The sequence below is a fragment of the Paenibacillus sp. IHB B 3415 genome (genome assembly GCF_000802655.2).
GTDB lineage: Bacteria > Bacillota > Bacilli > Paenibacillales > Paenibacillaceae > Paenibacillus_AQ > Paenibacillus_AQ phytohabitans.
In genome coordinates, this window is the sequence record NZ_JUEI01000005.1 from 52,516 (window position 1) to 65,265 (window position 12,750).

Genomic DNA, 12,750 nt, shown 5'->3' on the forward strand with positions numbered 1-12,750 from the left:
AAGCAACTGCATTATTGTGTACCCTTCGCATCCGCCAGCCATTGCTGCAGCAAGGTGAAATCGTCGATTTCGCCCAGCCTAATCTTTGCAATCTCTCCCTCTTCATTAATAATGAAGGTAGAGGGAAGTGCAGTAACTCCAAAGGCCGTCGAGATTTTACCGGTAACGTCAATAGCGACAGGGAACGAAAACTGGCGTTCTTTCATATATTCAGATACCGTACCCTTAGATTCTCCAACATTTATAAACAAGGTTTCTATTTGGGAATTGGAGGACTGATGTATTTCATTCAGCAACGGCATTTCCTGCATGCACGGCTTGCACCAGGAAGCCCAGAAGTTGAGCAGCACTACTTTCCCACGGTGTTCTGTCAAGCTGACCTCCTCGCCAGACAACGTCATAACCTTAAAATCTGGAGCGGAAGCTCCTTCTTCAATCCCCTCAACCCTAGCCTGATTGGAATGATTAATGAATACCCAGACGATTGCCGCGGCAATGACGCCAACAAGCAGCAAAGCAACAATTCTGCGCAGTCTCATGACAGCCCCAGACTATGCTTAAAGGCAGCATACAAAGAACCATACTCTGCGCGGAATGCTTCGGCTTTGCCCGAACCAGCATTTCTTCCTCCGTTCAGAAAAACAATCTGATCGGCAGCCTTATCTGCAATTTCCAGCTGATGTGTTGAGAAAATCACGGTGTGCCCTTCTTCCCGGATTTTTTGGAGCAGGTTTACAAATTCATTCATCCAGAAAGGGTCAAGACCATTCGTCGGCTCATCCATAATCAGGAGCGGCGGCTTAGCCAGCAGCGCTTGGGCAAATAAGACTCGCTGCCGCATGCCTTTAGAGAACGTGCTTACCAGACGGTTGCGTTTGTCCTCAAGGCCCACCAAGGCAAGGACTTCTTCGACTCTGGCTCTCCGTTTAGGAACCTTGCGAAGCGCTGCCCAGAACGTCAGTGTTTCTTCTGCGGACAAACCTTGTGTGAATTGATAGTCGTCCGGCATATATCCAATTTGTGTGGAGAATTTCTTACGAGACTCCCTCCAGTGAAGACCATTGACGGAAATCTCACCTGTTGTCGGTTGTAGAATACCAGCAATCATGCGCAGAACCGTGCTTTTTCCTGCCCCGTTGCCGCCACATAGGGCAAGGATGCTGCCAGAAGGGATTTGAAAGCTGATCTCCTCCACTAAGGTCTGTTTCTTGATGACCTTGGATATTCCGCTGACGTTTACTAAAGCGTTATCCACGGGAACGCCCCCTTTCCCATATCCAATAAACTAACAGAATAGAGATAAGTATCCAAATGAGACATACCCCTATAAACAGCAGAGAGCCGCCCGATTTCCCAATCCATTCTATCCACTGATAATACTCAGGCCCCAGTACTGAACCTCCGCCCAGCTTAATGACAACGAATAGACGGACAAGCTCTGCCGGGTTAAGAATGGTGAAAGCCACAAGCAAAGGCTTGACCCAGAGATAGGGCACCAAGCCCAGACCGGCGATCAGAAAGCTCGGCCAGCCGATAACTGCAAAAAACCATATGGCGACGGAGATCGTCAGGGCTTGCCAACGGTTGCGGGACAATGATCCGATAAATAAGGCAATCGTCAGAAACAATAATACAAGTCCCACGGAAAATGCCAAAAACAGAAAATAGGTAGCGGAATCAAAAGCCATGCCGAGAAGCCCGCTGATCAATCCCATGAGCCCATACCCAAAAGCAACTATGATGAGCAGCACCGCGGCAAGTCCCATATATTTGCCCAGAACAAATGACATCGTCCCGATAGGATAGGTTGATAACAGCTGCCAGCTACCCTCTTCTTTTTCCGAGGTTAGCGAGAATGAACCCAGGAACAAGGTCATGAGCGGTAGCAGGTACAGAATAAGGCTAAGCATGGAGCCAGTAACAGCCGTATAGCCTTCAACCACATTCTGTGAATTAATCAGCAGTAAGCTTAAGCTGAATGTGCAGAACAGACCCAAAAACGAATAAGACCAGGGATTACGAAATCCTATTTTTAGTTCTCGGCGGGCTACTTGCAGCATGTCTGCTATCATTACATATCCGTCTCTTTGTCTGTATTCATGCCTTCCTGATCCTCAGACATATGCTCGTCCATATGACCCTCCCCGCCGTTCATATCCATATTCATCATATCCGTATTTTGCTTCCATTCATGGGAAGCTAAATCTGAGGCAGTCAAAACCGTTCCCACACCTTGTTCTTTTACAAAGGCTTCGGCAGCCGTCTCGTCCTTAAAGCTGATAACCCCATAGGCCATAGGTGTGCGCAGAGACTCATCATATACATATCTCGCTTTGCTGAATTCAACCCATTCCTTGTCGTTGTAGTCTCGGACGTAATCCATTCCGATATCTTCGGTTCCATTCTTTTCCTTCCATTCGTTCATGCAGCCGATATCGTCAAACTTATAATTTTTCCCGTCTTTTGTAGTTAATTGTGTGGCAAACGCATCGTCCTTAACCTGCATGTTGCAAATGACGCAAATATCAACGGCTTCGTCTATTGCCAAAGGTTCATATTTCTTCCCACCACCACAAGCTGAAAGGACCAGCAAACCCAGCATCACTATTAAAATCGCACTCCATTTTTTCATATCCTCAATACCCCCAAGTAAATGATTGAAATTACTGATAAAAACAGCAGCAGCCAGCCCACTACCATAACCGTACCCTGCCCGCCTTCTGTTTGCCCCACCGTAGCCGCACCTGCCGCCAATTGCATTAACGGCGCCGGATCAGTCGACCACTGGCTTTTGCCGGTTGTGTACATATCGCTTAAAAATGTCATACCCGGTGACTGAAAAAAAAGCTGATAGGCTGCATTATTGGAAATCAATTGCTGATAGAACGGATTTATGGCATATGGAAGATCACTTACACCGTCGCCTGTAAGATCGAGCCCCTCAAATGAGTCCCAATAGTTCCCGTTCATCTCGTTGTCTCTGCTTCCGGTCGCCTGTGCCTCAATGACATTGGCTACAAACCCGTTCCGCTGAAAACGGTTGCCTTCCGCATCCTCAAACTGAATTCCGATATAATTCCTGAGCACAAGGTTGTTCTGAAGAATGTTGTCTGAGGATTGCTGCACGTAGATTCCCACTCGGTTTCCCTCTACAGCATTGTTGACAATACTTGAGGTACGCACATCATAGAGTAAGATTCCTTGAGAATGGACATTCTGGCTCTGCTTGCGAAAAGAGTTGCCAGAAACCACAACATCGGTCACGCCCATCACCATTGCGCCGGTGATGTTATATTCCCCCACATTGTTGATGATCTTAGATCCATTGATATACATGCAGTGTACACCATACCGCAAATAGGAGAGCTTATTCTGATCTACTACCGTATTGCGGCTGTTCTCTAGATAGATGCCATCCCGCAGATAAGCGATTTCGTTCTCTTTAATCTCAGTGCCATGAGAGTTGTAGAGATCAATACCATTGCCTCTTGTCCCTGGTGCAGCTCCTTTCGGAATAAACCAGCGGATCTTATTCTTCGTAATCACTCCACTGTTCGCTTCTCGGAGTACAATGCCAAAGCCAGCAGTATGAACCGCCAGACCCGATAAAGTAACCCTGTCGGCCTCAACTTGCACAGCAGCCGATTCTCCGTCATTATTTTGCTGAATATTCATATTCGTCAACTGTATACCATCTGCACGGATCAGCACTGCAATCTGTCCCTCCGCAGACGTGTTCAGCAGAGTGGCCCTGTTGTTGTTTCCGTTAATTGTAAGCCTCTTGTCAATGTGAACCGGTCCTGAGTAAGTTCCCGGAGCCAGCATGATAACCTCTCCACTGCGAGCCGCATCGATAATAGGCTGCAGCGGAATCGCATCTGCAGTTGTCTCTGCACTGATAGTACTGCAATGGTACAAGCTTATGAATAACAAGCCCGCCATCATTAAAAGTAGAACTTTAATTACACTTAAAAGATGATTCCTTTTGTTTATAAACATTATTCACCCCCCCACTGTACCGCGAAATTTCTATAGCATAACATACATTAGGTCCAGCAGGATCTACCATCGCGAGCCCTTTATGAATACGCTTTTAGTGTAAATAAAAGGTAGATCATTGCCTATAGCTCAATGTAGCTATCCACGAAAATATTTGTGTCTTATTTGTGATTTATGTCATACTCAAACGCCGCTGATCAGAAGTTTCATTTGCGCATTTCAGCATCCTCAGCTTCCCTCTATCATTTGCAGCTCAATTTGTTTCATTTCATAGAAATAGCCCTTTTGCTTCATTAAATCTGAATAACTGCCTGCTTCAATAACTTGTCCATGGTCCATGACCAAGATCTGGTCCATCGCTTCCAGGCCGGTCAGCCGGTGGCTGATTAGAATAAGCGTATCGTCTGCCGCCTGGGCCAGCAAGTGCCTGAGTACCTGCTGCTCGGTAATGTAATCCAGTGAAGAGGTTGGTTCGTCCAGAAGCCATAACCTTCCTGTCCTTAGCATTACACGGGCCAGGGCCAGGCGTTGCTTTTCCCCCTCCGACAGGTTCTCTCCTTTCTCATAAACCATGTCATCCAGAAGCTTATCCGGCAACTGCACTTTATTCAGCATTGCCGATAACGCTTCATCGGAATGAGCTTCCTCCTTCAGCAGCAGATTATCACGCAGGGTTCCCCGGAAGAAATGGCTGTTCTGGAGTACCACATTGGCAGCTTGCCATAGGCCTGCTTCATCCAGATCTTGAATCGAAGTTGTATTTAACCGAATCTGTCCTTCCGCCGGTGTACGCAGCTTAAGCAGCAATTCGAGAATGGTTGTTTTGCCTGAACCGCTCGGCCCGACAATGGCAGTCTTAGATCCAGACGGAATATGGAGAGATACGTCCTTGAGTGCCGGACGCCATTCATCTTCATATTGAAAAGATACACCGCTCAGCTCAATGGACACGGCCTGATCGGCAGGAACTTTTCCGCTTGGCTGCTCTGCCAGTAGATCAGCTGCCCTAACGGTCTCCTCAAGCCGCTTGGCGGCATGCTCACTATCCTGCTTATATGCAGGCAGTGTCGCCATTGCCGCAGCTTCTTCGAACACAGTCTGAGATATCATGACCAGCATGGCAAGGAACACACCGGCAAGCGAGCCCTCCACAATCAGCAGGGCGCCAAGGGTCAGCACGCTCCATGAGATCAGAAAAGTTACAAATACATGCAGCGATTGCCCGCGCAGCAAATGCCGTGCTGCTGCCTGCTGTTCAGCCGTCAATGCCGCAGAGGCAGACTCAAGCTGCTTTCCGCGTTGTTCCAATTGCCCGTACACCTTTAAATCGCGGAAACCGTAAAGTAATTCCGTCACTTCCGTGGAAAGCGCCGAGCGTTGCTCTCGAACACGCCCCTGGTTCTTCCTCTGTCCAAGCATAACAATGGCCGGAACCACAAATGCCGCTGCCAGCATCCCCATTACAAACAAACAGGCAATCCAGACGGAGAAGGCAGAAGTAAACAGAACCGTGGCCAAAAACACCATAACGACAATGACCGGAGGATAGGCGACTCGCAGAAAGTAGTGCTGCAAGCTTTCTATATCGCCTACGATACGTGAGAGGAGATCTCCGCTTCGTTTTTGGTTTAGTACTCCCGGAGTCAACGGAACCAGCTTGGCAAAAAAAGCGGTCCGCAAACGGCTGAGCATCGAAAACGTCGCCCGATGGGTATACAAGCGTTCAGCATATCGCGCGGCCGCCCGCACCAGACCAAGTATTTTCACGAGAGACGTCAGCACAATCAAGGTATATAGCGGAGGGGCAAATACTGTCTGGGAGATCAGATATCCGCTAGTTGCAAAGAGGCATACCCCCGCTATTCCGGCAATGAATCCTCCAATGATGGCCATAACAATATCTTTCCGTTCCTGTAGCATGGCCTTGGTCAAAATAGCCAGCTCATTCATGCTGCTTCCCCTTTCCCGCCTTCACCATTTCAGCATACTGGGGCAGTCGCTCAAGAAGCTCATCATGGCTTCCGCAGTCCAGTATTTCTCCCTTGTCCATAAACAATATGCGGTCGGCTTGGCGGATCGTATACAGGCGGTGAGCCACGGTAATCATCGTAGCTTGACCGGCAAGTTCAGCTATAGACCGCTGCAATACGCGTTCGGTATGCAGATCCAATCCCACCGTGGGCTCATCAAATAGAATCACCGACGGATGCTTCAGGAAGGCACGTGCCAGAGCAAGCCTTTGCTTCTCGCCGCCTGACAATCCCCGCCCTCCTTCACCTACCAGGGTATCGTAGCCCTGTTCCAGCTTAGCCACCACAGAAGCAAGTCCCGCGGCTTCCGCCGCCTGAACGACTTGGGCCCTGGAGACGTTCCTGCCAGCGCCCAGCGCAATATTATCAGCCAACGTACCGGCAAAAATATACGGGTGCTGAGTAATGTAACTGACATGTTCAAACCAAGAAGTCTCCTCTATTTGTGTCAGCAGTCGTCCGTTCACCAGTACTTCTCCCACCGCCGGCTTAAGCAGTCCTGCAATGAGATGCAGCAGCGTGGTTTTGCCGGACCCGCTTTTGCCGGCAATGGCGATTTGCTCACCCGGCTGTATGGATAGTGAACCCACTGACAGCCCGAACATACCCGGGGCATATTGAAACCGGATATTCCTCAGCTCAATAGTAGGTGGCATCCGGTGCAAGCCCCCTTCGTATGCTTCCGGCTGATCCGCTGCCGCGCTCTCTTCTTTTGCTTCTGCAAGCATCTCTTCCACTTTACGAAGGGCTCCCATGCTGGTGCGGCCGCTGTGAAAAGCAGTGCCCGTGTTCTTCAGCAGATTGAAGAACTCAGGCACCAGCAGCAGGATCAGAAACGCAGTATGAAAGGAAAGAGATTTAAAGACAAGAAGCTGAAGCGCCAGCTCAAGCGCAATAATGCCAAGGCCCAGCATAACGATCGACTCCAGCATGAACGTATTGGTAAAGGCAACCCGCAGAATCCCCATGGTCGCATCCCGGTACCCCAGACTGCTGCGTTCGATCTCCTGCTGCTGGCGGCGGGCAAGGCCGAACAGCTTCAACGAGACCAGCCCCTGAAGAGAGTCGAGGAAGGTCCCGGAGAACCCGGCGAGCTGTGCGAATTTCTCCTCTGCCTTGTTCTTGGTCTGCAGCCCGACAAGAATCATGAATACCGGAATAAAGGGTGCGGTACACAGCAGGATCCATCCGGAATTGCTGTGCTGGGTAAAGATTACGATTAATATCAGCACGGGTATGATCGCAGCTTCCATCATTCTTGGCATGTACTGGCTGAAATAACTGTCCGCCTCATCCACCGCATCCAGTGCTACACTTACCTTGCCGCCCGTTTGCCCGCGAAGTGACGAGGGTACTGAAGCTTGGGTCATCTTCCGCAGCACTCTGGCCCTCATCGTTGTCTTGGCATCAGCAGCCATGTGCAAGCCGATTAATCCGTTGCCATAAGATAGCAGCGTACGCGCAGCCATGACAGCCAGTAACAGGCCAAGGATAACAGCCACCGATGACACAGATACCCGTTCTACAAAAATCTTATCAACGGCTTCCGCGAGCAGAACGGCCTGGCATGTTATGGCTACACCGAGTGCAAGCGAGAAGCCTGCTAATAGAGCACGGCGTTTCCTTTGTGTAGACATATACTCTGAGATCAGACCGGTTCTCCTCTTCATGATAACTCCCCTCCTTTATTTTTTGCCTTTTACATACTCCGCATCAAACAGGAATAATCTGAAGACCAGAATGAGAGACGGGACCAGCAGACACAGACCGCCGATAAAGGCTACCACCAGCGCAATCCCCATGGATTCGTTCGTGGCACCGCTTTGAATGGTAATATAGGGGTCCAAGATATAAGGATACTGCCCTATCCCGTATGCAAAAAAGGCACAGAGAAACTGGAGCATGACAAAGATAAAGGCCAATCCGTAGAGGCGGCCGTAGTACAGCAGCCATGTAGCAATCATGAAAAAGGCAACAGACGAACCCAGCAGCCACCACAAATCCATCATGTTATGAAAATGACGCTCATTGTGTTGGGAAAGAAAAACAAATGCCGTAAATGCAGCAATGATCGTTGGTATGCTCCAAAACAGGGCGTAGGTACGCATCAGCTTGAGCGCGGACTGATCCTCCGCCCTTGAAGCGTAGTAGGCCAAGAACGAGCTGCTGATAAACAGCACCGACACGATGGCGAGTGCTACAATGCTCCATGACAACGGACTTGTCAAAAGCGTCCAATAGGCTAATGTGACCGTTCCGCTATTCTCTATAATAAAACCGCCCTCAGACAGCGTCAGTGCCACCGATAAAGAAGCCGGAATCAGTAAACCTGTGGCCCCGTATAAAAACAGATATATAATGTTCTGCTTCGAGCCATAGTTCTGAAAAGCATAGAAGGAGCCGCGTACAGCCAGCAGAATCACGGCGATGCTTCCGGGAACAAGCAGCGCAGAGCCATAATAGTAAGCCGTGTCGGGAAAAAATCCGATGATGCCCACAAAGAAGAAGACAAAGAATACATTAGTAATCTCCCAGACTGGCGATAGGTAGCGGGAGATCAGCCGGTTAATCAGGTGATCCTGTTTCGTCAAGCGGGCATATAAGGCAAAGAATCCGGCCCCGAAATCAATAGACGCTACAATTAAGTATCCGTACAGAAAGATCCAAAGCACTGAAATACCTGCCAGCTCATAGCTGATCATAGTTGCTCACCTTTTTCTATAGATGCTTGTGCCAGCTTGTTCAGCTCGACCTCTGGAGGATTATTGTGGAACAGCCGTCTAAGTACAATGACACACATAGTCCCCATTACAACATAAAGAAGGAGGAAGAGGAAAAAGAGAATCCTCACATTCGGCGATGTTGTGGCTGCTTCCTCTACACGCATATATCCACGGACAATCCAAGGCTGCCTGCCAAGCTCTGCATAGAACCAGCCGAATTCAATGCCCAGGAAGGCCAGAAATGTGCTAAAGACAATGGATCTGAGCAGCCACTTGTTAAGTTCATTTCGTTTCTTCCAGAACAGGAAGAGGAAGTACAGCAGTCCAATCCCCAATATAACCATTCCGCTTAGAACCATAAAATCAAACAAATAGTGGACAATAAGCGGCGGGTGTTCGTCAGGCGGGAACTCTTCAAGACCCGTGACCTCAGCGCTAAAGTCTCCAAACGCCAGGAAGCTTAGCGCTTTCGGAAGGTGAATCGCCCCCAGAATCTCGTTCTCTGCATTAAGCCAGCCCAGCAGAATCAAGTCTGCGCCGCGTTCGGTTTCGAAGTGCCATTCTGCTGCCGCCAGCTTCTCCGGCTGATGCTCCGCCAGAAACTTGGCTGACATGTCTCCGGCCAGGCTTGTCAGCAGACTGAACGCCACAACAACGGTCATCATCAGCTTCAAGGCTTTCTTGGAGTAGGCTGAGACTCCCCTTCTCAGGATAGTGTAAGCCGCAATTCCCGCAAGCAAAGCAGCGCCAGTCAAGTAGGCAGAGGTTAAGACATGGAATACCTTCGAAGGCGTTGCCGTATTGAGCATTACCTCCAGCGGATTAACTGCCGTGAATTGTCCGGCTTCCATTACAAAGCCTCCGGGCTGATTCATAAATCCGTTCACCGTCGTGATGAATACTGCGGACATGCCTGCCCCGGCGACAATGGGAATCGTCAGCAGCAAGTGAATATACGGGTTGCGAAACCGCCCCCAGGTGTACAAATAAATCCCCAAGAAAATGGCTTCAAAAAAGAAGGCGAAAACCTCCATAAATAAGGGAAGGGCGATTACGTTCCCGCCGATCTGCATGAACTTCGGCCAGACAAGCGCAAGCTGCAAGGCAATCGCCGTTCCGGTCACTACGCCAACAGCTACTGAAATAATAAATCCGCGTGACCATCTTTTGGCCATCAGAGTGTAATGATGGTCTTTCTTCCGTATCCCGACGAATTCGGCAATGGCTATCATCAATGGGACACCGACACCAATCGTAGAAAAAATGGTGTGAAATGCTAACGTCATTCCTGTTAGCCATTTACTCCACATCACTGTATCAATCATCACGAATACATCCCCCCTCAATTTTGCGAATGAAGCCCAGCAAATTCTAGAAGCGCTTTGTTATTCCTTCACTCTGCTGTGCTTTAATTCACAAGTATAAAGAGTTTAGCGAAACTCTGTATGGCCCAAACGAGGGGGGCAATGTGTCTAACTTTCTTCTATAGTGCGTCTTTTTTGTGAAAACACGCTATTTTATGAATGAATTGTGACATATGTCACTTCAAAAATATTTCACGCTTATCGGAGTTTCTGTTTAAACCCATAAAAAAGGACTTACTACAGACGATTGTAATCGTCCGAAATAAGCCCTTTTTCCAGTGCATAGCGTGTAAGCTGAACGCGATTCTGTACCTGCAGCTTTTGCAGAATATTCTTAAGGTGATTCTTCACCGTATATTCCGAAATTCCATAATTCTCAGCTATTTCTTTGTTCGTCCAGCCCGTGGCTACCCCATTCAAAATATCCTGCTCTCTGGCCGTTAAGTTTACCTGCGGTTCCTTGACAGCAGATAAGGAGACATCCTTCAGAATTTGATACGCGACCTCCCGGCTTAAAGGCGCTTCTTCATGGACTATAGAGTGCAAATATTCAATCCAGGTTGAAGGTGCAAGATTCTTCAAGAGATATCCTTGGGCACCCCGCTTTAAAGCTTCCAGCAAATGAATCAGGTCATCTGACACTGTTATCATTACAATTTTCACATAGGGGAACATCAGTTTGATTTTCTGTGTAGCCTCAAGCCCGTTCATTCCGGGCATCTGGATATCCATCAGGATCAAATCCGGCAGCCACTCTGCGGTGAATTCTATGGCTTCCTGTCCATTACTCACCACCCCAACTACTTCAAAGCTTGGGTCAAGGGACAAAATATCACAGATAGCCTCCCTTGCATGTATGTGATCATCGACAACCAGTACACGCGTGTGCCTCATTTGCCCTCACCCTCTTTCGTTAATTCTACTGCAGTGTACAAATGATCCCGACGAAATTCCATTTTCCAATTCATCTCCTCCGCCCTTTCCTTCATGATATTTAATCCGAAACGGTCCTTAAACAGGTTGTCTACAAATCCCCGTCCATCATCTTTAATCATAACCTTGAACCGGTGCGGGTCTCCTTCTCCCACAATCCAGCCGTGTGTAGCCCCTGAATGCTTCTCTATATTGACGACAGCCTCCCGAACACAGGCAAGCAGTTCAACTTTTTCTTTCGGGGACAACATACTTTCCTGTATCGACCAATTCACACTAAATTGCACAGGAGTGTCCACTACCATTTTTTTCAACTTAGACTCCATAGATTCATGAGATAAAATCGATTTATCTTCCATAGGCTCATACTTTAAATCAGCTATGGCCTGGCGCACATACCGGTTTACCTCGTGGACTGTTTTACGGATCTGTTGCACGTCCTGGAGGTGCCGATCTTTATCCACCACATGTTCTTCCAGACGGTCTACTTTGACGGAGAGCAGAAATAACGATTGCGCAATTCCGTCATGTAGTTCCTTGGCCAGCTGTTCTCTGGCTTCGAGGACGGTCGTTGCGTTACGTTCCACCTCAAGCTCCTTTTGAATGTGCTCCAGCATACGAAACATCTTATTAAGCAGGGTCATACTTACCAGATAAACTATCAACGGTGTGAGCAGTTTCCTAATTCCATAGAAATATAAGGTAATAAAAATTGATGCCTGATATATTCCCATACCCCGACCGTAAACGTAGGAATTAAAAGAATCATCCATTTAATCTGTTTATAGGTCATTTGCATATTCCCCTCCTTAATGATATGTTCACATCGATTTAAAGCTCAGCATGTATCCGTAACCCCATACGGTTTGAATGATTCCGTTTCGTTCAGAGAATGCGCCCGATAGCTTATGTCTTACCCGTTTAATATGAGTGTCTACTGTACGATGATCCGCGAATCTCTTATGATCTCCGCCCCATACCTTTAACAGTAAATTCTCTCTGGAAAAGACCTCACCCTCATGCTTGACCAGAAAATAGAAAAGCTCATATTCCTTTAGAGTGAAGTGAATTTCTTTCCCTTTCACGGTGACTCTTCTTGCTCTGGGATTAATAGTAATGGAGGATATCGTTATCTCTTCATGCGACTGAGCTCCCTGGGGCACCACAACTCCTGCAACCCGGCCAATCATTGCCTTGGCTCGTCCGACAACCTCCCTAGGACTGAACGGCCTGTCAATAAAATCATCTGCACCGGCCATAAATCCCTGTATCCGTTCGTTCTCATCCGCTTTGCCTATAAACATGATTAGCGGGGCGGTTCCTATCAGCTTGAAATGCCTGCATAGCTCTTCCCCGCTGGTATCGGATAACTGCCAGTTTAATATAACCATAATATAGCGAGTTCTCAGCGCTTTATATAACGCCTCTGCTCCCTGCTCGGCTTCCTCTATATTATATTTCTCAAGTTCAAAATAAACACGCAGCAACTTACGGACTTGCCTGTCACCATCCACGATGAGTATATTATAGTTTGAATTTACATTCTCCATTTGCGCTACTCCTCCTTCCTAGCCTCCTTTATATCTAAAATTAAGCATACGTGTTTTTTAAATACTCAACATGGCTCAATGGAGCTATGAATATAATGATCCCAAATCAAAATATATCTAATCTATGAACATACTCGAGTTCGTTAACGCA

The 12,750-nt window shown here is 48.0% G+C and carries 12 protein-coding genes; all 12 read right to left on the reverse strand.

What is annotated here, in order from left to right; translation table 11 throughout:
- Window positions 1-11 precede the first annotated feature (11 nt).
- The gene (locus QW71_RS02855; RefSeq protein WP_039292997.1) at window positions 12-539 is read right to left on the reverse strand and encodes a redoxin domain-containing protein; all 528 of its coding nucleotides are present in this window, start codon (window positions 537-539) and stop codon (window positions 12-14) included.
- Window positions 536-1,255 (reverse strand): ABC transporter ATP-binding protein, encoded by a 720-nt coding sequence (locus tag QW71_RS02860; protein WP_039293000.1) that lies wholly within the window; start codon window positions 1,253-1,255, stop codon window positions 536-538. Before QW71_RS02860 ends, QW71_RS02855 begins: the two co-directional genes overlap by 4 nt.
- Window positions 1,248-2,069, reverse strand: coding sequence for an ABC transporter permease (locus QW71_RS02865; RefSeq protein ID WP_200905879.1), 822 nt, complete (start codon window positions 2,067-2,069; stop codon window positions 1,248-1,250). Before QW71_RS02865 ends, QW71_RS02860 begins: the two co-directional genes overlap by 8 nt.
- Before the next feature lie 2 nt (window positions 2,070-2,071).
- Window positions 2,072-2,632 carry a nitrous oxide reductase accessory protein NosL gene (locus QW71_RS02870; RefSeq protein ID WP_039293005.1) on the reverse strand — a complete coding sequence of 187 codons (561 nt, stop codon included), beginning with the start codon at window positions 2,630-2,632 and terminating at the stop codon, window positions 2,072-2,074.
- Window positions 2,629-3,999, reverse strand: coding sequence for a nitrous oxide reductase family maturation protein NosD (locus QW71_RS02875; RefSeq protein WP_039293009.1), 1,371 nt, complete (start codon window positions 3,997-3,999; stop codon window positions 2,629-2,631). Before QW71_RS02875 ends, QW71_RS02870 begins: the two co-directional genes overlap by 4 nt.
- Before the next feature lie 228 nt (window positions 4,000-4,227).
- Window positions 4,228-5,949: a thiol reductant ABC exporter subunit CydC gene (cydC, locus tag QW71_RS02880; RefSeq protein ID WP_039293011.1), complete on the reverse strand. Its 1,722-nt coding sequence runs from the start codon at window positions 5,947-5,949 to the stop codon at window positions 4,228-4,230.
- The gene (gene cydD / locus QW71_RS02885; protein ID WP_039293014.1) at window positions 5,942-7,699 is read right to left on the reverse strand and encodes a thiol reductant ABC exporter subunit CydD; all 1,758 of its coding nucleotides are present in this window, start codon (window positions 7,697-7,699) and stop codon (window positions 5,942-5,944) included. The genes cydC and cydD overlap by 8 nt, the downstream gene beginning before the upstream one ends.
- A gap of 15 nt (window positions 7,700-7,714) precedes the next feature.
- Entirely contained in the window at window positions 7,715-8,731 is a 1,017-nt protein-coding gene (locus QW71_RS02890; RefSeq protein WP_039293017.1) for a cytochrome d ubiquinol oxidase subunit II, read from the reverse strand.
- Window positions 8,728-10,080, reverse strand: coding sequence for a cytochrome ubiquinol oxidase subunit I (locus QW71_RS02895; protein ID WP_039293019.1), 1,353 nt, complete (start codon window positions 10,078-10,080; stop codon window positions 8,728-8,730). Before QW71_RS02895 ends, QW71_RS02890 begins: the two co-directional genes overlap by 4 nt.
- A gap of 273 nt (window positions 10,081-10,353) precedes the next feature.
- Window positions 10,354-11,010, reverse strand: coding sequence for a response regulator transcription factor (locus QW71_RS02900; RefSeq protein WP_039293022.1), 657 nt, complete (start codon window positions 11,008-11,010; stop codon window positions 10,354-10,356).
- Complete coding sequence (locus QW71_RS36820; RefSeq protein ID WP_235441367.1) at window positions 11,007-11,666, reverse strand: sensor histidine kinase; 660 nt, start codon at window positions 11,664-11,666, stop codon at window positions 11,007-11,009. Before QW71_RS36820 ends, QW71_RS02900 begins: the two co-directional genes overlap by 4 nt.
- Window positions 11,667-11,870: 204 nt before the next feature.
- On the reverse strand, window positions 11,871-12,599 hold the full coding sequence (locus QW71_RS02910) for a response regulator transcription factor (protein ID WP_039293024.1): 729 nt from the start codon (window positions 12,597-12,599) through the stop codon (window positions 11,871-11,873).
- Window positions 12,600-12,750 lie beyond the last annotated feature (151 nt).

Coding starts and splice junctions, on each gene's coding strand:
- QW71_RS02890 (WP_039293017.1), bottom strand. CDS start 8,731: ATGATCAGCTATGAGCTGGCAGGTATTTCAGTGCTTTGGATCTTTCTG.
- cydD (WP_039293014.1), bottom strand. CDS start 7,699: ATGAAGAGGAGAACCGGTCTGATCTCAGAGTATATGTCTACACAAAGG.
- QW71_RS02855 (WP_039292997.1), bottom strand. CDS start 539: ATGAGACTGCGCAGAATTGTTGCTTTGCTGCTTGTTGGCGTCATTGCC.
- QW71_RS02875 (WP_039293009.1), bottom strand. CDS start 3,999: ATGTTTATAAACAAAAGGAATCATCTTTTAAGTGTAATTAAAGTTCTA.
- QW71_RS02870 (WP_039293005.1), bottom strand. CDS start 2,632: ATGAAAAAATGGAGTGCGATTTTAATAGTGATGCTGGGTTTGCTGGTC.
- QW71_RS02900 (WP_039293022.1), bottom strand. CDS start 11,010: ATGAGGCACACGCGTGTACTGGTTGTCGATGATCACATACATGCAAGG.
- cydC (WP_039293011.1), bottom strand. CDS start 5,949: ATGAATGAGCTGGCTATTTTGACCAAGGCCATGCTACAGGAACGGAAA.
- QW71_RS02910 (WP_039293024.1), bottom strand. CDS start 12,599: ATGGAGAATGTAAATTCAAACTATAATATACTCATCGTGGATGGTGAC.
- QW71_RS36820 (WP_235441367.1), bottom strand. CDS start 11,666: ATGCTGGAGCACATTCAAAAGGAGCTTGAGGTGGAACGTAACGCAACG.